Origin of the sequence: Stenotrophomonas aracearum (assembly GCF_031834615.1) — a bacterium.
Lineage (GTDB): Bacteria > Pseudomonadota > Gammaproteobacteria > Xanthomonadales > Xanthomonadaceae > Stenotrophomonas > Stenotrophomonas aracearum.
The window spans coordinates 171,243-192,616 of sequence record NZ_CP115543.1; the positions used below are offsets into that span (position 1 = coordinate 171,243).

The window sequence follows — 21,374 nt, forward strand, 5'->3', positions numbered from 1 at the left end:
GCGCGGTGCGGGATCAGGCGGGGAACGGCACGGCCAGCAGCAGCGCAGCGATCACGTCGTCGGCGTTCTTCTGCTCGGCTTCAGCGGCGAACGACAACAGCAGGCGGTGGCGCATCACCGGCGCCATCAGCGCCTGCACGTCGTCGCGGGTGGCGGCAAAGCGACCCTGCAGCAGGGCACGTGCCTTGGCCGCCAGCACCAGCGACTGACCGGCACGCGGGCCGGCGCCCCACTTGATCCAGTGGTTCACCGCTGCGGGCGCACCTTCGCCCGGGCGACTGGCGCGGACCAGGCGGGTGATCCAGGTCAGCACGTCGTCGCTGACATGTACCTGGCGCACCGCAGCCTGCAGGGCCAGCACGTCTTCGGCGTGCATCACCTTGGGCACCGCACCACTGGCACTGCCGGTGGTCTGCACCAGGATGTCGCGCTCTTCCTGCTCGGTGGGGTAGTCCACCCGCACGTGCAGCAGGAAACGGTCCAGCTGCGCTTCGGGCAGCGGGTAGGTGCCGGCCTGTTCGATCGGGTTCTGCGTGGCCAGCACGAAGAACGGCGCGGGCAACGAATAGGTGGTGCCGGCATAGCTGACGGTACGCTCCTGCATCGCTTCCAGCAGCGCCGCCTGGGTCTTGGGCGGCGTGCGGTTGAGCTCGTCGGCCAGCAGCAGGTGGGTGAAGATCGGGCCCTGCTGGAAACGGAAGTGCCGGTGGCCGGTGCCATGGTCTTCCTCCAGCAGCTCGGTACCAAGGATGTCGCTGGGCATCAGGTCGGGGGTGAACTGCACGCGCCGGAACTGCAGTTCCAGCGCCTGCCCGAGCGAGCGCACCAGCAGGGTCTTGCCCAGCCCCGGCGCGCCTTCCAGCAGCACGTGGCCGCCGGCCAGCAGGCCGATCAGCAGCTGCTCCACCACGTCGTGCTGGCCGACCACGGCCTGGCCCAGCGCATCGCGCAGCGGCTGCAGCTTCTGGAGGAGGGCATCAATAGGACTGTCACTCTGCATGGCGAACTCACAATAATCGACGGTAGAGCCACGCCCTGCGTGGCTGGAACAAGGAGCGAAACTAGTTGTTCAACGCATACATCATGATGTTCACGCCGAATCGCGTGTTGTCTTCGGCAAGGAAACGCTTGTTGCGCCAGTCGTAGTCCCACTCGCAACCGTAGTCCTTGTTGCTGTAGAGCACGCCCAGCCGGCCATCGACCTCGATGCCCTTCAGGTAATCGTGGACCAGGTCGTCGCCCCAGCCGTTGAGCTCGAAGCCGGTCGCCGGCGGGCCATCGGGAAACTTGAAGAAACTGCGGTACAGCGCATGCGTGTTGGGCAGCTTCTTCAACGCCGCCGGCCCGAACAGCTTGGCCATCTGTGCTTCGAACGACTTGGCGAACAGCCCGTCGATATCGTGGTTGCAGTCGTCCACGAACACGAACCCGCCATTGCGCACGTAGCGCACGAAGTTCTGCCGCTCGGCTGCGTTGAACTCCACCAGCTTGTGCCCGGCCAGGTAGCAGAACGGGGCGTCCAGCATGCGCGGGTCCGACAGCGCGATGACCCGCTCGGTGGGATCCACCCGCAACGTGGTGTAGTCGATCAGCGAGGTGATCAGGTTGGACGGCATGCGCGCGTCCACGTCCCAGTCGCCGGAGTCGTACTTGAGCCGGGTGAACCAGAAGTCGTAGCGCCCCGCCTGCGCGCGGGCGAACGAGGGCAGGGCCGCCAGGGCGGCCCCGCCCAACATCAACCGCAGGAACTGCGCGCGGTTCATTGCCGCACGCGCGCCATCAGACCGCGTCGGACAGCGAGGTGAAGGTGAAGTCGCGCAGCTTCATCGGCGGAATCATCATCACGAAGCTGGACTCGTCACCGGCCACGCGCACCGGCTTGCCCAGCTCTTCGATGTTGTTGAGCATGATCACCGGCGACTCGTTGAAGCGGAAGTTCTTCACCGGGTACTTGATCTGGCCGTTCTCGATGTAGAAGGTGCCGTCGCGGGTCAGGCCGGTCAGCAGCACGGTCTGCGGGTCGACCATGCGGATGTACCAGGTGCGGGTGACCAGGATGCCCTTCTGGGTGCCACGCACCAGATCGGCGGTGCTCTTGTCGCCACCGCTCATCAGCAGGTTGCCCGGGCTGGCGTTGGCGGTCTTGCCCTGCTTCTGCGCCCAGAAGCGCGAGTAGTCCAGGTTGGCGACCTTGCCGTTCTCGATGATGGCCAGCTTGTTGCGCGGCAGGCCCTGCTGGTCCCACGGCAGCACCGGCGCTTCCGGGTGCCACGGATCGGCGTACATGTTCACGCGCGGGTCGTAGACCTGCTCGCCAAGCTTGTTGCCGCCACCCTTCTTCGACAGGAAACTGCGGCCTTCGTCGGCCGAGCGCGCATCGAAGAAGTTCATCATGAAGCTGATCAGGCCGGCGGCAGCGGCCGGTTCCAGGATCACGGTGTACTTGCCCGGCTCCAGCGCCTTGGCTTCGGACGATTCGGTCGCCTTGCGCATGGCGATGCGGATGTCCTGGTCGGCCTTGAAGTCGTCGGCGTCCTTCAGGTTGCGACCGACCCAGCCCGAACCGCGGCCGTCTTCGGTGCGCACGGTGCAGGTGTAGTTGAAGTTGGTGGTGCGCTGGTAACCGAAGTTGCCATTGCTGTTGGCGGTGGCCTGGAAGCCCTGGCCGTCTTCCAGGAAGCCGGCGGCGATCAGGCCGTTGCCCCGGCACGGGGCGATCGAGTCAGCGGCCACCTTGGCGCGGAACGCCGGGTCGATGGCGGCGGTGGACTCGCTGAAGGTCGGGCTGGCGGTGTAGCTCTGCTTGCCGATGGCCGGCAGGAACTCCGGGTTTTCCGGGGCCAGGCGGGCCAGGTCTTCGGCGCGGCGGACCACGCGCTCCAGCGCCTTGTCGTCGAACTCGTTGATCGAGGCGGTGCCGACGCGCTTGCCGAAGGCCACCGTGACGGCCAGTTCGGTGTTGTCGACAACACCGCTGGTGGACACGTTGTTGAGCGCGAAACGGATGTTGCCGTCGATCGAGCCGGCCAGCACTGCGGTGGTTTCATCGGCCTTGGACAGGGCGATGACCTTGTCGAGGATGGCCTTGGCCTGGGCTTCGGTGAAGATACTCATGGAATAAGGGCTCCTGACCGGTCAGCCGAGGCTGCGCGCGGTGTTGATGACGTTGATGCCGTTGAAGCGCGCGGTGGACGAGCCGTGCGAGACCGCCGAGACCTGGCCCGGCTGGCCCTTGCCGTCGAAGAACGAACCGCCCAGGCGGTAGTCGCGTTCGTCGGCCACGGCGCTGCAGGCGTTCCAGAACTCCGGCGTGCGGATCTGGTAGGCCACGTCCTCGAGCATGCGGGTGATCTGGCCGTTCTTGATCTCGTAGAACAGCTGGCCACCGAACTGCGCGTTGTAGCGCTGCTGGTCGATGGAGAACGAGCCGTCGCCGATGATGTAGATGCCGTTCTCCACGTCCTTGATCATGTCGGCCACGCTCAGCGCGGTCTTGCCAGGCGCCATCGACACGTTGGCCATGCGCTGGAACTGCACGCTGGACCAGGAATCGGCATAGCAGCAGCCGTCCGACTCGGTCTTGCCCAGGATATGGGCCTGGTCGCGGATGGTCTGGTAATCCACCAGCTTGCCGTTGCTGATCAGGTCCCAGCGCTTGGTCTTGACGCCTTCATCGTCGTAGGCGACCGCGCCGAGGCTGCCCGGCTGGGTCTTGTCGGCGAAGATGTTGACCAGGTCGCTGCCGTACTGGAAATGCTGCTCGCGCTTGTCCAGGGTGGCGAAGCTGGTGCCGGCGTAGTTGGCTTCGTAGCCGAGCACGCGGTCCAGTTCCAGCGGGTGGCCGACCGACTCGTGGATGGTCAGCCAGGTATGCGAGGGGTCCAGCACCAGGTCGTACTTGCCCGGCTTGACCGACGGCGCCTTGAGCTTCTCCTGCGCCTGCTTGGCCGCGGCGATGGCGTCTTCCTTCATGTCGTAGGAAGAACCGTAGTTGACCACGCCGTTCGGGGTGAGCACCTTGCCCGCCGCCGCGCCGTCCAGGTATTCGTAGCCCATGCCCATCGGCGCGGACAGGCCTTCGCGGGTGCGGAACTTGCCGCTGGCCTTGTCGATGGCGGTGACCGTCATCGGCGCCCAGATGCGGTGCACGTCCTGGTCGATGTAGGACCCGTCGGTGGAGGCGAAGTACTTCTGTTCGTTGACCAGGAACAGCATCGAGTTGACGAAGCTGGCGCCGGCGCCCATGGCTGCGGCGTTGACGTCGAGCAGCAGGTCGACCTTGTCCTTGACCGGCACTTCCATCGCGTTCTTGCGGATCGGGGTCTTCCAGCTCACTTCGCCCACGCCGGGCGCGGCGGCCAGCTGCACCTTGGCGGTCTGCACACCGGCATTGGCTTTGGCGATGGCAGCGGCCTGCTGTGCGGCGCGGGCCACGTCGGTGGGGCTGAGCTGGTTGGTAGCGGCAAAGCCCCAGGCGCCGTTGACGATCACGCGGATGCCTACACCGGTGGACTCGGTGTTGACCACGTTCTGCACCTTGTCTTCGCGGGTGATCACGAACTGGCGCAGGTAGCGGCCGATGCGCACGTCGCAGTAGGTGGCGCCGGCCTGGCGGGCAGAGGCCAGTGCGGCGTCGGCCAGGCGCTTCTTCAGCGCCGGGTCGAGCGTGCTCTGCAGCTGCTCGGCGGCGATCGCCCTGCCAAAGAACGACGGCACGATCAGGCCGCCAGCAGTAAGCCCGGTCAGGGCAAGGAAGTCACGTCTTTGCAAGGCAGCTCTCCACGTCGGTGTGGGGGTGGCAGGAACAGCGGGTGATTGATTCTTGCGGGCGCAGCGGTCCAGCGGTAGTGACGTTTGGCACGGTGGCCCGGGCGGTCAGCCCAGGCTGCGTGCGGTGTTGATGATGTTGATGCCATCGAAGCGGGTGGTGGACGAACCGTGCGACACCGCCGACACCTGGCCGGGCTGGCCCTTGCCGTCGAAGAACGAACCGCCGAAGCGGAAGTCGCGCTCGTCACAGATCGCGCTGCAGGCATTCCAGAACTCCGGCGTACGGATCTGGTACGCCGCGTCTTCGACCATGCCGGCGATCTGCCCGTTCCTGATCTGGTAGTACAGCTGCCCACCGAACTGCGCGTTGAAGCGCTGCTGGTCGATGGAGTACGACCCGCGGCCGTGGATGTAGATGCCGTTCTCCACGTCCTTGATCATGTCGGCCACGCTCAGCGGGGTCCTGCCCGGCGCCAGCGAGACGTTGGCCATGCGCTGGAACTGCACGCTGGACCAGGAATCGGCATAGCTGCAGCCATGCGATTCGGTTTCGCCCAGCAGGTGCACCTCATCGCGGGTGGCCTGGTAGTTGACCAGGATGCCGTCCTTGACCAGGTCCCAGCGCTTGGTCTTGACCCCTTCATCGTCGTAGCCCACCGCGCCCAGGCTGCCCGGCGCGGTCTTGTCGGCGAAGAAGTTGACCCGCTCGCTGCCCCAGCGGTAGCCGGCGTCGCGCTTGTCCAGGGTGGCGAAGCTGGTGCCGGCGTAGTTGGCTTCGTAGCCGAGCACGCGGTCCAGCTCCAGCGGGTGGCCGACGTTCTCGTGGATGGTCAGGAACAGGTTCGACGGGTCCAGCACCAGGTCATACTTGCCCGGCTTGACCGAGGGCGCCTTGAGCTTCTCGCGGGCATGCCGCGCGGCGGCGATGGCGTCTTCCACCGGGTCGTAGGAATCGCGGTAGGCGGTGATGCCACCGGGCAGCTGGATCTTGCCGCTGGCGTCGCCGTCGAGGAATTCGTAACCCATGCCCATCGGCGAGGACAGCCCGGCGCGGGTGCGAAACTTGCCGGTGGTCTTGTCGATGGCGGTGGCGGTGAACGGCAGCCAGATCCGGTGCACGTCCTGGTCGATGAACGAGCCGTCGCTGGAGGCGAAGTACTTCTGCTCGTTGACCAGGAACAGGGTGGAGTTGATGAAGTCGGCACCGGCGTTGATCGCGGCCGCATTCAGGCTGAGCAGCAGTTCGACCTTGTCCTGGATCGGCACCGCCATCGCGTTCTTGCGGATCGGCGTCTTCCAGCTCACATCGCCCACCCCGGTCACCGGGGCCAGCTGCACGGGGCGGGTCTGGATGCTGGCATTGGCACGGGCGATGGCCGCAGCCTGCTCGACGGCGGCCAGGATCGCGGCCGGGGTCTGCTGGTGGGTGGCGGCGAAACCCCACGCGCCATTGACGATGACGCGCACGCCAATGCCGGACGACTCGCTGTTGGTGACGTTCCGCACCCGCGCTTCGCGGGTGATCACGGCCTGGTTGAGGTAGCGGCCGATGCGCACGTCGCAGTAGCTGGCGCCGGCCCGCTTGGCGGCGCCCAGCGCGGCCTCGGCCAGGGCCTTGTTGCGGGTCGCGTTGGCCGGCTCGAGCAGCTGCTCGGCGGCGATCGCACGGGAATACGGCAGCATCAGGCCGGCAAGGCCCATGCCGGACAGGGTCAGAAACTCACGGCGTTGCACAGCTGGCGATTCCCCGGGAACGATCAGCCTTCGACTGTCGTTTGCGACCCGGTGCTGGCACAAGTGACTGCGGTCATGGTTGGATGTGCGCTGACCCGACATTTCCAATCGTCATGAGCCAACAACGCTGGTCCGAGGCCTGCGAGCGCAACCGCGACCCGATCCTGGCCGTGCTGCGCCGATACCTGCATGACCGCCACCGGGTGCTGGAGATCGGCAGCGGCACCGGGCAGCATGCGGCGTACTTCGCCGAACACCTGCCGCACCTGCTGTGGCAGGCGAGCGACCATCCGGATTACCTAGGGGGTATTGCCGAGCGGCTGGAAGAGGCCGCGTTGCCCAACGCGCCAGCACCGTGGCCGCTGCAGGCGGAGCTGGCGCCGGTACGGGGGCTGGCGCCGTTGCCGGATGCGTTTGAGCGCTTCGACGCCGTGTTCAGTGCCAACACCCTGCACATCATGGGCTGGCCGCAGGTGGAGGCCTTCTTCGCTGGCCTGCCGGCGGTGATGGCCGAAGGTGCCCTGCTGTGTGTGTATGGGCCCTTCAACTACAGCGGCAGCTATAGCAGCGACAGCAACCGGCAGTTCGATGCCTGGCTGAAGGCGCGTGATCCGGAATCGGGGATCCGCGATGCCGAAGCGGTGGATGCGTTGGCATCGGCACAGGGGTTGGGGTTGGTGGAGGATTTCGCCATGCCGGCCAACAATCGGCTGCGGATCTGGGGTCGATGACACGCATGGCGTGTCACTACGCGCTTGCGTAACGCTAATGACCTGCATCGAACTGCCGGAGGCAGCGCTGGCAGCTACTGCTGATTTCCGCCAGAAGCTGATCCAGCACGCTGTGATCAATACCCTCACTGACCATAAGGTCGCGCTGCTGTTCCGCGACGCCGGGCAGGTGCAGGCACATGCTGGCGATCACAGTGAGCGCTTCGTCCACATCCAACCGAATGGCGGTTGCCGTTGCGCGCCAGTCGTTGAGCGTGATGTCCCACCATCGGTAGTGGCTTCCCACCTTCATTGCCAGCTTGAGCTTGCGTTTCTGCAGTTGGGGGTAGGGCAGTGCGCTGGAGATGTCATACAGCGGCGCCAGGCGAACCTCGCCGGAGCCCCCGAACAACAGTGAGTAGTTCTTTGCGTGGGCGTCGGTACCTCCGATCAAATAGTTGAAGACAAGTGCCCGGAAAAGCATCTCCACGTCACGGCGAGGCTGGCTGGCGCTGTCCCACAATACTCTGGCGAGTGCTTCGGCGCCGGGCCCGCCCTGGTTCTGGTACTTGATCTGCGGCATCACTCCCAGTGCCTGGCAGAAGTCCTCCTGGTGCACACGCGCCCAACCTGCATCCGTACGCACTCTGTCATAGCGCTCCACGGAAATTGCGGTCTCGCTACCCAGTGCAAGCCGATCCGACTGCGCGGTTGGCATCCCCATGGCGCGTGCCAACCGCAGGCAGAACATTTCGTTTTCTACGAAGCCACTGTAGTCGGCACTGGGGGGTTTCAGGATATGGGTGGTGGGAATGCGTCCGCTGGGAACAGCCCAGCCATCGTCCAATCGGAGCAGCGCAATCTTTGCCTGTGCGCCTGCGAGGCTGAAATGGCCGATATCGCCCAGCCAGTGCCCCGTACCGACATCGTGACGAACCTGGGCGAGTCGGCTTGCGACCTCCTCGTCGGTCAGCGGCTCGATACCGTCGGCGTCCCCTGAGAGTACTTCCGGCAGACGCTCGGCGGTGACGAACTGGACCGCACCGGCGCAGTCTTCACCCACGTGGGCCAGCAGCGCAACGGGATTACGCGGCGAAACGTGGAAGCGTGCACCCCACCCGTGCAGTGTGTTGTCGTTGTCGGGCAGCAGGCCCCAGATGACTGCCGCAACGGTCGCCGACGCGTGGGTGTCGCGGTCTGCCTGCCCTGCATCAGCACGTGCAGCATCATGGTTTCTTCTTTGAAGTGCGGCGATAGGTCGCCGGCGTTTCGTGCACGGACAATACTGGGGCGGCGACACCCGGTGGCGGCATCTGCCTTGCCCTTTCAAGGATCTCCGCGTAGGACAACGTGCCAGCGTGTGATTGAGCCGAGCCCTGCCGGCGAGGTGAGCGATGCCGATCCACGATCTCATTGATGTCCACCTGCGGGACATCCGCTTCCCGGTTCGGCACGGGCGTTGCTGCCATCAGCGGAATGCCCAGGACATTCATCACCCGAAGCACCAATTGCAACTCTGCGCGGGGCTTTCCCTTCTCAACCTCAATGACCCATTGTCGGCTGACACCGGCGTCATGAGCCAGTCGTGCCTGATCCCACCCGAGCGCTTTGCGCCGCTGCCGGATGAGACTACCCAGATCATCGGGGGTCTTGAGGATGGCCATGGGGTAAATGTAAGCGAATGACTACATTTCTACAAGACCTCTGGCAGAGGATAGTTTCAATTATTTCAGCTAATTACATTGACAGCGCCTATCACTAAGTACGCGATCACATACATTCGTCGAAATGTATGTGATCGGCGACATGGCGATAAATGTCGGCGTGCGCTTACAAAAGGCTTACGCCACCTGCACGATATGCAGCGCCTTCGGGTTGCGCCATTGCGCCAGCAGCACCGCCTCACGCGCCTTGGCCTTGTGCAGGTGCACTTCCTTGACGTGCCCATAGCCGCGGATGTGTTCGGGAATGCTGGCAATTTCCACCGCCAGCGCCACCCGGTCATCGCTCAGGCCTTCCAGCAGCAGTGCCACGGTCTGCTCGTAATCGGCAATCAACTGACGCTCGCCACGACGCTCTTCGGTACGCCCGAACACATCGAACGTACCGCCACGCAGGAACTTCAACTTCGCCAGCAGCCCGAATGCCTTCAGCATCCACGGCCCGTACTCCTGCTTGATCAGGCGGCCCTGCTCGTCCTTCTTCGCGAACAGCGGCGGCGCCAGGTGGAAGCGCACTTCGAAGTTGCCCTCGAACTGCTGCTGCAGGCGCCGCTGGAACTCGCCGCTGGTGTACAGGCGTGCCACTTCGTACTCGTCCTTGTACGCCATCAGCTTGAAGTAATAGCGCGCCACGGTTTCAGTCAGTGCAGTGCTGCCCGCCTTGTACCATTCCGCGCTACGCACGCGGTCTACCAGCGCGCGGTAGCGCGCGGCGTAGGCAGCGTCCTGGTAATCGGTAAGGAACTTGACCCGACGTTCCACCAGTTCATCCAGCGAACGCGACAGGCGCTCGTCGTCCAGCGGCAGGAATGCAACGTCGCCGCCGCCATGCCCGGGCAACCCGCGCAGCTCGCGCTCGTCACCGGTCTCGCGCGGCGCAGCCGTAGCGCCCCATTCGTTGCCTTCCCACTCGCCCGGCGGCAGGTCCTGCAGCGGGCCCGGGGTGCGTTCGGCGTCGGTGTGGCCATTGCGGACCAGGCCGGCGGCCTGCTGCACCGCCTGCGGGTCGACCACGGCCAGGCGGCCCCACGCAAACGCCTGCTGGTTCATCGCCACCGCCGCGCCGTTGAGCTCGATCGCGCGCATCAGCGCCTCGAACGAGATCGGCACCAGGCCCTGCTGCCACGCGTAGCCCAGGATGAACAGATTGGAGGCGATCGCATCGCCCAGCAGCGCGGTGGCCAGCTGGGTCGCGTCGAGCAGCAGCGGGTCGCGCCCACCCAGCGCCACGCGGATGCCGGCAATGATGTCGGCGGCGGGGAACTGCATGTCCGGGCGGGTGGTGAAGGTGCCGGGCATTGCCTCGTAGGTGTTGAGCACTACCTGCGAGCGTTCGGCACGCACCTTGGACAGCGCCCAGTAGTCGTTCACCACCACCATGTCGCAGCCCACCACCAGGTCGGCTTCGCCGGCGGCGATGCGCACCGCGTGGATGTCTTCCGGGCGCTTTGCAATGCGGATGTGGGTGGTTACCGCGCCGCCCTTCTGGGCCAGCCCGGTCTGGTCGAGCACGCTGGCACCCTTGCCTTCCAGGTGGCCGGCCATGCCCAGCAGCGCGCCGATGGTGACCACGCCGGTGCCACCGACGCCGGTGATCAGGATGTTCCAGGGCTGCTCCAGCGCAGTGCGGAAGGTCGGCGCCGGCAGGTTGTCGAGCAGCGCGCTGCGATCGCTGCGCGCGCCCTTGCGCAGCTTGCCGCCGTGCACGGTGACGAAGCTGGGGCAGAACCCGGTGGTGCACGAATAGTCCTTGTTGCAGTTGGACTGGTCGATGTCGCGCTTGCGCCCGAACTCGGTTTCCTTGGGCAGCACCGACACGCAGAAGCTCTTCTGGCCGCAGTCGCCGCAGCCTTCGCAGACCAGCGAATTGACCACCACCCGCTTGGGCGGGTCGACCAGCTTGCCGCGCTTGCGGCGGCGGCGCTTTTCGGTAGCGCAGGTCTGTTCGTAGATCAGGATGCTGGTGCCCTTCACCTCGCGCAGCTGCTTCTGCACCGCGTCCAGTTCGGCGCGGTCGAAGAATTCCACGCCGTCGGGGAACAGCTCGCGCTTGTTCCACTTCCCGATCTCGTCGCTGACCAGCATGATCGTCTGCACGCCTTCGGCGCGCATCTGGTGGGCGATCTGCGGCACGGTCAAGGTGCCGTCCACCGGCTGGCCACCGGTCATCGCCACCGCGTCGTTGTAGAGGATTTTGTAGGTGATGTTGACCCCGGCCGCGATCGCCTGGCGGATCGCCAGCGAACCGCTGTGGAAATAGGTGCCATCGCCCAGGTTCTGGAACACGTGTTCGGTGTCGGTGAACGCGGCCTGCCCGGCCCAGGTCACGCCTTCGCCGCCCATGTGGGTGAAGGTGTCGGTGCTGCGGTCCATCCAGGTGACCATGTAATGGCAGCCGATCCCGCCCAGCGCGCGCGAGCCTTCCGGCACGCGGGTGGAGGTGTTGTGCGGGCAGCCCGAGCAGTAATGCGGCACGCGCGGGAAGCTGGCGCGCGGCAGCGCGAGCTCGGCTTCCTTCTCGTCCATCCAGCGCAGGCGCTGTTCGATCGAGTCGTTGCTGAAGAACTTCTGGATGCGGCGGCCGATGACGCCGGCGATGGTGGCCGGGGTCAGCTCATTGGTGGAGGGCAGGATCCACTGGCCGTCTTCGTCGTACTTGCCGACGATGGACGGGCGCGGGCCCGCGCTGGCCGGCCAGTTGTAGAACTGCTCCTTCATCTGGCGCTCGATGAAGGCACGCTTCTCCTCCACCACCACGATGTCTTCCAGGCCCTGCGCGAAGCGCGCGATGCCTTCCGGCTCCAGCGGCCAGGTCATGCCGACCTTGTACACGCGGATGCCGATGTCGGCGCAGGCGCGCTCGTCCAGGCCCAGGTACTCCAGCGCCTGCAGCACGTCCAGGTAGCTCTTGCCGGTGGTGACGATGCCCAGCCGCGCGCGCGGCGAGTCCATCACCACGCGGTCGATGCCGTTTGCGCGGGCGAACGCCTGCGCGGCCTTGACCGCATAGCGGTGCAGGCGCATTTCCTGGTCCAGCGGCGGGTCCGGCCAGCGGATGTTGAGGCCGCCGGCCGGCATCTCGAAGTCTTCCGGCAGCACGATCCGGCGCGCGAACGGGTCCACCTGTACCGAGGCGGACGATTCGACCGTTTCGGCGATGGTCTTGAAGCCGATCCAGCGCCCGGTATAGCGGCTCATGGCCCAGCCGAGCAGGCCCATGTCCAGGATGTCCTGCACGCCGGCCGGGTTGAGCACCGGCATCATCGCGCTGACGAATTCATCTTCGCTGCCGTGGGGCAGGGTGGAGCTGCGGCAGGCATGGTCGTCGGCGGCCAGCGCCAGCACGCCACCGTGCACCGAGGTGCCCGCAGCGTTGGCATGCTTGAACACGTCGCCGCAGCGGTCCACGCCCGGACCCTTGCCGTACCACATGCCGTACACGCCCTGGACCTTGGCCCCGGGGAACAGGTTGGTCTGCTGGGTACCCCAGACCATGGTCGCGCCCAGGTCCTCGTTGAGGCCGGGGGTGAATTTCACCCTGGCCGCTTCCAGGTGCTGGCGGGCGCGCCACAGTTCCAGGTCGAAGCCGCCCAGCGGGCTGCCGCGGTAGCCGCTGACGAAGCCGGCCGTGTCCAGCCCGGCGGCCTGGTCGCGCAGCTGCTGCATCAGCGGCAGGCGCACCAGTGCCTGCACCCCGCTCAGGTAAATGCGGCCGTCGGTACGCGTGTACTTGTGGTCCAGCGTGTAGCTGTCGTCCAGCGGCCCGGCAGGCAGGTTGGCGGACGAAGGCGAGGTAAGTTCGGCGGTACTGGTCATGGCTGGCCCGTGCTGACGGCTGGCACGGCCACCGCAGGGGCGGCCGGAAAGGGCGGAATTGTATCAGTCGCGCATTTTCTGCCCGTGGGCACTCGCACCGGCGGCACGCTGCGGTTAGGATCGGGGAGGGAGGTTGTTGTGACAACCTGGGGGAGTTTGTATGTCAGTGGGAAGAAACATGCTGTCCAGCGTGGTGCTGGCGGCGGGGATGGCGGTGTTCGGGGTGTCGGCGCAATCGTTGCCGGCATTGCAGGAGTTCTACTTCGATGACGACGTGGCGGCGGTCGCGCCCGTGGTCGTGCCTGCCGACAGCGCCGATGTCGTCGATCAATTGATGAAGCAACGCGAACGCGGCCGCAAGGCGCTGGAAGCCACCGTGCAGCTGGCCAGCGTGGCCTATGCGCAGGGGCGTCCGGAGCTGGGGCGCGAGCTGTATGCCGATGCGGAGAAGAGCGCAGCCAGCACCTCCGCACCGGGACGCATGGTGCGCTGGAACCATGGCTGGGACCTGTTCCGCCAGGGCGATGCCGAAGCGGCCCTGGCGCAGTGGCACACCGCACAGCAGGGCCTGCGTGGCAATGCATCGTGGGTGCCGCCGACCTATGCGCTGGCGTTGTGGACGCTCGGTCGCAAGGACGAAGCCGTGAAGTGGTATGCCGCCGCCGTGCGCACCGAACCGCAGCGCTGGAGTACCAGCACCGCCTACGCGCAGCTGCTGCCCAGCTGGCGCGACAGCGAGCGTGCCAGCCTGGCCGAAGTGCAGCAGGCCTGGGCCGCGCAGCCGCCGGCCTGGCCGTGATGTAGCGCCGGGCTGTGCCCGGCACGCAGTGGTACAGCCGGGCAGCGCCCGGCTCTATTCGTCCGCGCTGACCGTTCGGCCCTTGGCCCACTCGCGCAGTCCGTTCACCTGCTCGGCCATCAGCACCGACAACGGACGGCTGCTGCGGATTTCGGTCATCAGCAGCTCGGTGTCCAGCGTGCGCTGTTCGGCGTGCGCTGCGTACAACCCGGCCACCACCGCCTGTTCGATCTCCGCACCGGAGAAACCGTCGCTGGCCGCCGCCAACACCGGCAACGCGAAGTCGTCGGCATTGAGCTGGCGCCGGCCCAGGTGCAGGCGCAGCAGTTCGACCCGGGTGTTGGGATCGGGCAGGTCGACGAAGAAGATCTCGTCGAAGCGGCCCTTGCGCAGCAGCTCGGCCGGCAGTTCGTGCACCTGGTTGGCGGTGGCCACGATGAACACCGTGCTCTTGCGCTCGGCCAACCAGGTCAGCAGGTGGCCGAGTACGCGGCGCGACACGCCGCCGTCTTCGCCGCCACTGGCCAGGCCCTTCTCGATCTCATCGATCCATAGCACGCACGGCGCCAGCTGTTCGGCCGAGGCCAGCGCCTCGCGCAGGTTCTTTTCGGTTTCGCCGTGGAACTTGTCGTACAGGCTGCCGAAGTCCAGGCGCAGCAGCGGCACCCCGAAACCGGCGGCGGTGGCCTTGGCCAGCATCGACTTGCCGCAGCCCTGCACGCCCAGCAGCAGCATGCCCTTGGGCGGATCCAGCCCGGCCGGGCCCTGGCCGCCGAGGAACACCGACCGGCGCTGGTTGACCCAGCGCTTGAGCCGGTTGGCCCCGGCCACGTCGGAAAACCGGGTGGTGTCATATTCGTAATGCAGGTGACCGGCACGGTTGAGCAGCTCGAACTTGAGCCTGGCCAGCTGCGGCAGGTCGTCCTGGCTGATCGCGCCGTCGGCGAAGATCAACTGGCGGGCGATCCGGCGCGCATCGACCAGGCTCAGCCCACGCAGGTTGTGCAGGATCTTCTTGACCGCGTCGTTGTCCACCTCCACGCGGCGACCGCCGTTCTCCCGCGCATAGGCGGCCACTTCCTCGCGCAGCATCTTGAGCAGCGCGTTGGGGTCGGGCAGGCGCGGGTTGAAGCGGGTGGCCAGGGCTTCCAGCTCGGCCGGCAGCTCCACCTTGGCGCCCACCAGCACCAGCACGTGGGCTTCGCAGTGGCGGCGCTGGATCAGGTCGCGCAGCGCGCGCTGGTGGCTGGCGTAGCCCAGGTAGGGGTGGAAATCGAGCAGCAGGTAGATGCCGCGCTGGTCGGCCTGGCGGATCATCTGCAGCGCCGAGCTGGCGTCGGGCGGGCCCACCGCGTCGTCTTCGCGGTCCATGTCGATCCGGCGCAGGCCTTCGGTGATCGACCAGCGGTGCAGGGCCCGCCACACATGCATCAGGGTCTGCCGGAACAGTTCCACGATGCGACCCTCGTCCTGGGTCTCGATCACGATCAGCGGGGTGTTGGCGCGGATCAACGCGCTCAGGTCCTGTAACTCGCTCATGCCGGCCTGCATTCCTTTGGATCGCGCACGATAGCAAAGCGCCGGGGCATGCAGTGGGTTCAGCCGCGCGACTATCTCCATCACAACGGGCGGTGTACGCTCGGGGCTCGTTCCCCGGAAGCGAGGCTGGCATGAAGACGATCCTGGTAGCCGGTTCCAAGGGTGGGGTGGGTAAAACCACCGTCGCCACCCACTTGGCGGCGCAGGCCGCCCTGGCCGGCAAACGGACCGTACTGGCCGACGCCGACCCCCAAGGCTCCAGCACCCGCTGGGCCGAACGCCGTGCCGGGCTGGAAAGCGCGGTGCTGCCCATCGACGCCACCGGCAAGAACCCGCTCAAGAAAGTGCCCGACGACACCGAGGTGCTGATCATCGACGCCCCGGCCGGTGCGCGCGCCGGTGAGCTCGACGCCTTCCTCGACGTGGCCGACGCGGTGGTGGTGCCGGTGCTGCCTTCGGCGCTGGACATCGAAGCCATCGTCGGCTTCCTCAACAGCCTCTCCAAGGTCCCGCGCATCCACAAGCGCAAGCTGCCGGTGGGGCTGGTGCTCAACCGCACCAAGGCGTGGACCCAGACCTCGCAGCAGGCGCTGCAGATGCTGGGCGAGTGGCCCTACCCGGTGGTCGCGCAGTTGCGCGACAGCCAGAGCTACGTGGTCATGACCGGCCTGGGCCGCAGCCTGTTCGATTACCGCTCCGCGCAGGTGCGCGAGCATCAGAGTGACTGGGAGCCACTCCTGCAGTGGTTGAAACAAGACTGATTTTGAAAGGGAACCCCATGCGAGAACTGATACTGCTGCGTCACGCCCATGCCGAAACTGCCAGTCCCGGCCAGGCCGACCTGGACCGGCCGCTTTCCACGGTTGGCCTGGCCGAAGCCGAGGCTGCCGGGAAGTGGCTGAAGGAACACAACCTGCTCCCCGACTGCGTACTGTGTTCTCCGTCGCGACGTACCCGCGAGACGCTCGAAGCGGTGCTGCGGATCACCGGTTATGCAGAACAAAAGCTTGAAGATGCTGTCTACGAGGCCACTCCTGGAACGCTCATCGGCCTGGTAACCGAGCGCAGCGACGTGGAACGGCTGCTGGTGGTGGGGCACAACCCCGGACTGGAGCAACTGGTGGCCCAGCTGACCGAAGGCAGCACCAGCGACTATCGCGGCATGCCGCCGGGTGGCATCGCTGTCCTTCACTTCCCACAGGACGCGCCCATTGAGCCGGGCGTTGCGACGCTGAACGCCTTCTGGTGGCCGTAACCGGTGAAAGCAGTACACACCCTGCTGGGCTGTCTGCTCGGGCTGGCGGCGGGTTCGGCCTTGGCCGAACCCCCGGTGCCGTTCCCGCCCACGCCCGCCAATCCCCTGGCTGCGCCGGCCCAGCCGCCGTCGCAGGTCCTGCAGGTCGACGCGGCCCGCTCGCACTTCGGGTTCGAGATCCGCACCCGGCTGGGCCAGCGCATCGAAGGGGTGTTCCCGCGCTTTGAAGGCCGGGTGGACGTGCTGCCCGACGGCCGCCACCAGGTCCACCTGCGCATGTTCAGCCGCTACGTGGAAATTCCCGGCAAGGAACGCTACACCGCGTGGATGCGCGGCGAGGAGTTCTTCGATTCGGCCCGCTACCCGGTAGTGGAGTTCGACTCCAGACCCTATTGGCCCGACCCGGTCCACCAGGGCGGGGTGATCGAGGGCCAGCTGATCCTGCGCGGCGTGTCCCACCCGGAGGTCCTGAAGGTCGAGCCGGCGGTCTGCCCCCGGGCCGGGTATGATTGCGACGTGGTCAGCCGCGGTACCGTGCAGCGGGGCCGGTATGGAATGGACAGCTGGCAGCTAGCCCTGAGTGATCGAGTGACTTTCGTATTGCGTGCACGCCTCCACGAGGCGCCGAAACCGTGAATCCACTGCTGCGGGTGTTGCTGCTGGCAACGCTGTTGCTGGGCAGCGGCTGTGCGTCGCTGTCCCATGCCGAGCGTGACCGCGCCGCCGGCATTGCCAGCCAGGCGCGTTCCCAGGTGGTCGATTGCGACAAGCCGGACCGCTGCGCGCTGGATTCCCCGCTGCGCGCGCTGGCCGGGGACGCCTTCAGCCAGTCCACCCAGGCCGCACCGCGCCATTACGCCACCATCCTGGACGAGGGCGAGACCACCCTGGTGGCGCGCCTGAACCTGATCCGCAGCGCCACCCGCAGCATCGACCTGCAGACCTACATCTTCGACAAGGACGACAGCGCCCGGCTGGTGCTGGACGAACTGCTGGCCGCGGCCCGGCGCGGGGTCAAGGTGCGGGTATTGATCGACCAGCTGTCGGCGATCTCCGACCTGGAGATCCTGGCCGCGCTGGCCAGCAGCCACCAGAACTTCGAGCTTCGGGTGTACAACCCGACCTTCGGCAAGGCCAAGCTCAACTACGCCGACTACGCCGGCAGCGTGCTGTGCTGCTTCCGCCGCTTCAACCAGCGCATGCACAACAAGCTGCTGGTGATCGACGATGCGATCGGCGTGGTCGGCGGTCGCAACTACCAGGACGACTATTACGACTGGGACAGCGAATACAACTTCCGCGACCGCGACGTAGTCGTGGCCGGCCCGGTGGCACGCGGCATGGCGGTCAACTTCGAAGCGTACTGGCTGGCCCCGCGCAGCGTGCCGGCCGAGCGCCTGAACGACGTCGGCGCCACCCTGCTGCGGCAGGGCGCGCCGCCCATGCCGCCGGCCGACTACCGCCGCCCCGACCGGGTCGAGCAGGTATTGGAAGAAGCCCAGGATCCGGCCTACATCCAGCGCATGTTCGTCGACCCCGCGTTCCGGGTCGGGCCGGTCCGCTACGTGGCCGACCTGCCGCGCAAGCACCGCAATGAATCCGCCAGCCAGCCCGGCAACGGCCAGCACGTGACCGAACCGCAGCTGGATTCGCTGATCGCCGGCGCGCAGACCGAAGTGCTGCTGCAGACCCCGTACCTGGTGCTGTCCAAGCCGGCGCGCAAGCTGTTCGAGGCGCTCAAGGCACGCGAAAAGCCGCCGCGCGTGGTGGTCTCCACCAACAGCCTGGCCGCCACCGACAACCCGATCGTGTACGCGCTGTCCTACAAGTACAAGCGCCGCAACCTTCGCGAGCTGGGCTTCAACATCTACGAATACAAGCCGTTCCCGCTGGATGCCCCGGTCGACTACCGCAACCTGGTGCCGGCACCACTGGGAACCGCGCCCAGCAGCGAGCGCAACAGCAGCCTGCTGGGCGGCAGCGCGGCAGGCAGCAACGCGCGTCGCGGCGGCAGCAGTGGCAACAACAACCGGCGCAGCACCTCCGAACCGGAAGCGCAGCGGCCCCAGCCCACTCCCGGCCCGGCCGCGCGACGGCAGACCGACGGCAGCGTGGTCGAACGCCGCGTGCTGCGTGCCGAAACCCGGCCCTCGTTCCTGGGCACCAAGGCGGTCAACAAACCGTTGCCGGTGACCCGCAGCGGCGCGCGCATGGGCCTGCATGCCAAATCGCTGGTGGTGGACCGCCGCATCGGCGTGATCGGTACCCACAACTTCGACCCGCGCAGCGAGAACTACAACACCGAAGGCGCGGTGATCATCGAAGACCCGGCCTTCGCCGAAGCGCTGGCGCAGAGCATCCTGCGCGACATCCACCCGAAGAATTCGTGGGTGGTGGCGCCGCGCACCAAGCCGCCGGTACTGTCCGGTCTGAACTACAGCGTCGGCAAGGCCTCCGAGGCGTTGCCGCTGCTCGACTTCTGGCCGTGGCGCTACGCCACCGATTACGAATTCCAACCCGGCCCTGACTGCCCGGAGCCGCTGCGCCGGCAGGACCCTGCGTTCCATTCCTGCTACGTTGCCGTCGGCGATTTCCCCGAGGTCAACGTCGGCCCGAAGTGGTTGCTGGTGCGCATGCTCACCGCGTTCGGCGCCGGCCTGGTTCCCATCCTGTAACTACATATCGTCGTACGGAGACATCGCATGCCCCAGGTATTCCGCGAACCGGTTTCGATCGACGCGCTCAACGCGCTCAGCCGCAACACCCTGATCGAACACCTGGGCATCGTGTTCACCGCCGCCGGCGAAGACTGGGTGAGCGCTACCATGCCGGTCGACGCGCGCACCCGGCAGCCGTACGGCATCCTGCACGGTGGGGCCTCGGTGGTGCTGGCTGAAACCCTGGGCAGCAGTGCCGGCAACCTCTGCGTGGACACCACCCAGCAGGTCTGTGTCGGCCTGGAAATCAACGCCAACCACATCCGCGCCCAGCGCGGTGGCACCGTCACCGGCACCGCACGGGCGGTGCACGTGGGCCGCAGCACCCATGTGTGGGACATCCGGATCGAAGACGAGGCCGGCAAGCTGGTGTGCACCTCGCGGCTGACCCTGGCCGTGGTTCCGGCCGTACGCCCTTGACCGCCGCTGGCGGTTTGCCCGCGATCTGCTGGCAGACCCCGCAGCGCTGGAGTATCGTGCGCGGATGACTTCCCCCCCTTCGGCCTCGCGTGGCGGCGTGGCGCGCGTATGCCGTTACCTGTATCGCGTTCCCCTCCTGCTGGTGCACCTCCTGCTGTTCCTGCCGCTGACCCTGATCGGCATGCTGCCGCCGTGGGGCCGCGTGCGCGTGGGCGGCTGGCCGCTGGAACACCGCGTGGTCAACGCCTGGTCGACCGGCCTGATGTGGATCTTCGGCTTCCGCCTGCACCGCATCGGTACGCCGCTGCCGGGCGCGGTGCTGTTCGTGGCCAACCATGTCAGCTGGGTCGACATCTGCATGCTGCACAGCCAGCGCATGATGGGTTTCGTGGCCAAGCGTGAGATCGCCGGCTGGCCGGTGGTCGGCTGGCTGGCCGCACGCGGCCAGACCATCTTCCACCAGCGTGGCAGCACCGAATCGCTGGGTGGGGTCATGCAGGTCATGGTCGAACGCCTGCAGGAAGGCAAGGCCGTGGGCGTGTTCCCGGAAGGACGCACCCGTGGCGGGCACGAAGTGGGCCCGTTCCACGCGCGCATCTTCCAGGCTGCGGTGGAAACCCAGGTGCCGGTGCAGCCGGTAGCGCTGCGCTACGGCGCGCACGGCAACGCCCAGACCGTGGTCGCCTTCGGCGAGCGCGAAAGCTTCTTCGCCAACTTCCTGCGCCTGCTGGGCGAACCGGCACGTCGGGCCGAGGTGCATTTCCTCGCGCCCATTGGCACCCACGACCTGGAAGGCCGTCGCCGCATCGCGGAAACCTCGCGTGCGCGCATCGTGGCGGCCATGACTGCCCCCTAGCGCGATGCTGACCGCTGCCGACTACTGTCCGCCGCGTTGGCTGCGCAACCCGCACCTGCAGTCGATGCTCAGTTCCAGCCGCATGCGCATGCAGCGCGGCCTGGTGCTGCTGGCGGCGACCGGCGCGGTGACCGAAGAACTGATCCTGGACGGTGGCGAAGGCGTGCGCCTGCAGGGCTGGCACAGTCGCATCGAAGGCCGCGAACCGGTCGGCATGGCGCTGCTGCTGCATGGCTGGGAGGGCAGCGCCGAATCCAGCTACATGCGCATGACCGCCGCGCGCATGCTCGAGGCCGGCTACGACGTGGTGCGGCTGAACTTCCGCGACCACGGCAACACCCACCACCTCAATCCCGGCATCTTCCATTCCAATCGCATCGACGAAGTGGTGCAGGCCGCCGGCGACATCGCGCGGCGTTGGCCGCAGCTGCCGCTGGTGGCGGCCGGCTATTCGCTGGGCGGCAACTTCGTGCTGCGGCTGGCGCTGCGCGCACCGGCGGCCGGCGTGCCGCTGCGCCGGGTGGCCTCGGTGTGCCCGGTGCTGGACCCGGCCATCACCATGGAAAGCATCGAGAACGGCCCGGCGATGTACGACTGGTACTTCCGCCGCAAGTGGGCCGGGTCGCTGCGCCGCAAGCGCGACCTGTTCCCCGAGCTGAGCGACTGGGACGACCGCGTGCTCAAGCTCGACATCCGCGCGCTGACCGCGTGGCTGGTCGAACACCACACCGAATTCGGCACCCTGCAGGCCTACTTCGACGGTTATTCGATCGCCGGCGACCGCCTGGCCGGGCTGGAAGTGCCGGCCGACATCCTGATGGCCCAGGACGACCCGGTCATTCCCTATGCCACCTTCGATGGCTGGCGCCTGCCGGCCCATGCGCGGCTCGAGATCGCTCCCTGGGGCGGGCACTGCGGCTTCCTCGAAAACTGGCGCGGCGACGGCTTCTCCGAACGCTGGGTGGCCCAGCGCCTGGGCCTGGAAGCGCTGCCCTGAGGGCCGCCCCGGCGCGCCGCCGCCGGTGTTCTACAATCGG

At 66.8% G+C, this 21,374-nt stretch carries 18 protein-coding genes; 9 read left to right on the forward strand and 9 right to left on the reverse strand.

Going from position 1 to position 21,374, the window contains the following annotated elements; all coding sequences use genetic code 11:
• Window positions 1–13: 13 nt before the first annotated feature.
• From PDM28_RS00750 to PDM28_RS00770, 5 genes are all read right to left on the reverse strand, one after another.
• Complete coding sequence (locus tag PDM28_RS00750; RefSeq protein ID WP_311183401.1) at window positions 14–1,000, reverse strand: AAA family ATPase; 987 nt, start codon at window positions 998–1,000, stop codon at window positions 14–16.
• Between the two features lie 61 nt (window positions 1,001–1,061).
• Window positions 1,062–1,763 (reverse strand): DUF4159 domain-containing protein, encoded by a 702-nt coding sequence (locus PDM28_RS00755; RefSeq protein WP_311183402.1) that lies wholly within the window; start codon window positions 1,761–1,763, stop codon window positions 1,062–1,064.
• Between the two features lie 16 nt (window positions 1,764–1,779).
• Window positions 1,780–3,114, reverse strand: a complete 1,335-nt coding sequence (locus PDM28_RS00760) for a TldD/PmbA family protein (protein WP_311183403.1) — start codon at window positions 3,112–3,114, stop codon at window positions 1,780–1,782.
• A 21-nt stretch (window positions 3,115–3,135) separates the two neighbouring features.
• Complete coding sequence (locus tag PDM28_RS00765) at window positions 3,136–4,770, reverse strand: TldD/PmbA family protein (RefSeq protein ID WP_102947231.1); 1,635 nt, start codon at window positions 4,768–4,770, stop codon at window positions 3,136–3,138.
• Window positions 4,771–4,875: 105 nt separating this feature from the next.
• The gene (locus tag PDM28_RS00770) at window positions 4,876–6,504 is read right to left on the reverse strand and encodes a TldD/PmbA family protein (RefSeq protein WP_311183404.1); all 1,629 of its coding nucleotides are present in this window, start codon (window positions 6,502–6,504) and stop codon (window positions 4,876–4,878) included.
• A gap of 113 nt (window positions 6,505–6,617) precedes the next feature.
• Between PDM28_RS00770 and PDM28_RS00775 the strand changes: the two genes are divergently transcribed.
• Window positions 6,618–7,235 (forward strand): DUF938 domain-containing protein, encoded by a 618-nt coding sequence (locus PDM28_RS00775; protein WP_311183405.1) that lies wholly within the window; start codon window positions 6,618–6,620, stop codon window positions 7,233–7,235.
• 34 nt (window positions 7,236–7,269) lie between these two features.
• Here PDM28_RS00775 and PDM28_RS00780 read toward each other — a convergent pair whose 3' ends face one another.
• The 3 genes from PDM28_RS00780 to PDM28_RS00790 form a co-directional block, all read right to left on the reverse strand.
• On the reverse strand, window positions 7,270–8,514 hold the full coding sequence (locus PDM28_RS00780) for a type II toxin-antitoxin system HipA family toxin (RefSeq protein WP_311183406.1): 1,245 nt from the start codon (window positions 8,512–8,514) through the stop codon (window positions 7,270–7,272).
• Window positions 8,441–8,878: a helix-turn-helix transcriptional regulator gene (locus PDM28_RS00785; RefSeq protein ID WP_102947228.1), complete on the reverse strand. Its 438-nt coding sequence runs from the start codon at window positions 8,876–8,878 to the stop codon at window positions 8,441–8,443. Before PDM28_RS00785 ends, PDM28_RS00780 begins: the two co-directional genes overlap by 74 nt.
• 177 nt (window positions 8,879–9,055) lie before the next feature.
• Entirely contained in the window at window positions 9,056–12,751 is a 3,696-nt protein-coding gene (locus tag PDM28_RS00790) for an indolepyruvate ferredoxin oxidoreductase family protein (protein ID WP_311183409.1), read from the reverse strand.
• A gap of 160 nt (window positions 12,752–12,911) precedes the next feature.
• Here PDM28_RS00790 and PDM28_RS00795 point away from each other — a divergent pair, with 160 nt between their 5' ends.
• A complete protein-coding gene (locus tag PDM28_RS00795; protein WP_102947226.1) occupies window positions 12,912–13,550 on the forward strand; it encodes a tetratricopeptide repeat protein in 639 nt (212 codons plus the stop codon).
• 54 nt (window positions 13,551–13,604) lie between these two features.
• On the opposite strand, the gene PDM28_RS00800 is transcribed toward PDM28_RS00795, so the two are convergent.
• A complete protein-coding gene (locus PDM28_RS00800; RefSeq protein WP_311183411.1) occupies window positions 13,605–15,089 on the reverse strand; it encodes an AAA family ATPase in 1,485 nt (494 codons plus the stop codon).
• A 131-nt stretch (window positions 15,090–15,220) separates the two neighbouring features.
• Between PDM28_RS00800 and PDM28_RS00805 the strand changes: the two genes are divergently transcribed.
• From PDM28_RS00805 to PDM28_RS00835, 7 genes are all read left to right on the forward strand, one after another.
• Window positions 15,221–15,850, forward strand: a complete 630-nt coding sequence (locus PDM28_RS00805) for a nucleotide-binding protein (RefSeq protein WP_311183412.1) — start codon at window positions 15,221–15,223, stop codon at window positions 15,848–15,850.
• A gap of 17 nt (window positions 15,851–15,867) precedes the next feature.
• A complete protein-coding gene (locus PDM28_RS00810) occupies window positions 15,868–16,344 on the forward strand; it encodes a SixA phosphatase family protein (RefSeq protein WP_070207920.1) in 477 nt (158 codons plus the stop codon).
• Window positions 16,345–16,449: 105 nt separating this feature from the next.
• On the forward strand, window positions 16,450–16,980 hold the full coding sequence (locus PDM28_RS00815; RefSeq protein ID WP_311184741.1) for a YceI family protein: 531 nt from the start codon (window positions 16,450–16,452) through the stop codon (window positions 16,978–16,980).
• On the forward strand, window positions 16,977–19,019 hold the full coding sequence (locus tag PDM28_RS00820) for a phospholipase D family protein (protein WP_311183414.1): 2,043 nt from the start codon (window positions 16,977–16,979) through the stop codon (window positions 19,017–19,019). The genes PDM28_RS00815 and PDM28_RS00820 overlap by 4 nt, the downstream gene beginning before the upstream one ends.
• Window positions 19,020–19,046: 27 nt before the next feature.
• Window positions 19,047–19,481, forward strand: a complete 435-nt coding sequence (locus tag PDM28_RS00825; RefSeq protein ID WP_311183415.1) for a hotdog fold thioesterase — start codon at window positions 19,047–19,049, stop codon at window positions 19,479–19,481.
• A 64-nt stretch (window positions 19,482–19,545) separates the two neighbouring features.
• On the forward strand, window positions 19,546–20,337 hold the full coding sequence (locus PDM28_RS00830; protein WP_311183416.1) for a lysophospholipid acyltransferase family protein: 792 nt from the start codon (window positions 19,546–19,548) through the stop codon (window positions 20,335–20,337).
• 4 nt (window positions 20,338–20,341) lie between these two features.
• On the forward strand, window positions 20,342–21,334 hold the full coding sequence (locus tag PDM28_RS00835) for a YheT family hydrolase (protein ID WP_102947222.1): 993 nt from the start codon (window positions 20,342–20,344) through the stop codon (window positions 21,332–21,334).
• The last annotated feature ends 40 nt before the right edge of the window (window positions 21,335–21,374 follow it).

Coding starts and splice junctions, on each gene's coding strand:
- PDM28_RS00810 (WP_070207920.1), top strand. CDS start 15,868: ATGCGAGAACTGATACTGCTGCGTCACGCCCATGCCGAAACTGCCAGT.
- PDM28_RS00805 (WP_311183412.1), top strand. CDS start 15,221: ATGAAGACGATCCTGGTAGCCGGTTCCAAGGGTGGGGTGGGTAAAACC.
- PDM28_RS00790 (WP_311183409.1), bottom strand. CDS start 12,751: ATGACCAGTACCGCCGAACTTACCTCGCCTTCGTCCGCCAACCTGCCT.
- PDM28_RS00835 (WP_102947222.1), top strand. CDS start 20,342: ATGCTGACCGCTGCCGACTACTGTCCGCCGCGTTGGCTGCGCAACCCG.
- PDM28_RS00755 (WP_311183402.1), bottom strand. CDS start 1,763: ATGAACCGCGCGCAGTTCCTGCGGTTGATGTTGGGCGGGGCCGCCCTG.
- PDM28_RS00760 (WP_311183403.1), bottom strand. CDS start 3,114: ATGAGTATCTTCACCGAAGCCCAGGCCAAGGCCATCCTCGACAAGGTC.
- PDM28_RS00750 (WP_311183401.1), bottom strand. CDS start 1,000: ATGCAGAGTGACAGTCCTATTGATGCCCTCCTCCAGAAGCTGCAGCCG.
- PDM28_RS00830 (WP_311183416.1), top strand. CDS start 19,546: ATGACTTCCCCCCCTTCGGCCTCGCGTGGCGGCGTGGCGCGCGTATGC.
- PDM28_RS00795 (WP_102947226.1), top strand. CDS start 12,912: ATGTCAGTGGGAAGAAACATGCTGTCCAGCGTGGTGCTGGCGGCGGGG.
- PDM28_RS00785 (WP_102947228.1), bottom strand. CDS start 8,878: ATGGCCATCCTCAAGACCCCCGATGATCTGGGTAGTCTCATCCGGCAG.
- PDM28_RS00800 (WP_311183411.1), bottom strand. CDS start 15,089: ATGAGCGAGTTACAGGACCTGAGCGCGTTGATCCGCGCCAACACCCCG.
- PDM28_RS00825 (WP_311183415.1), top strand. CDS start 19,047: ATGCCCCAGGTATTCCGCGAACCGGTTTCGATCGACGCGCTCAACGCG.
- PDM28_RS00775 (WP_311183405.1), top strand. CDS start 6,618: ATGAGCCAACAACGCTGGTCCGAGGCCTGCGAGCGCAACCGCGACCCG.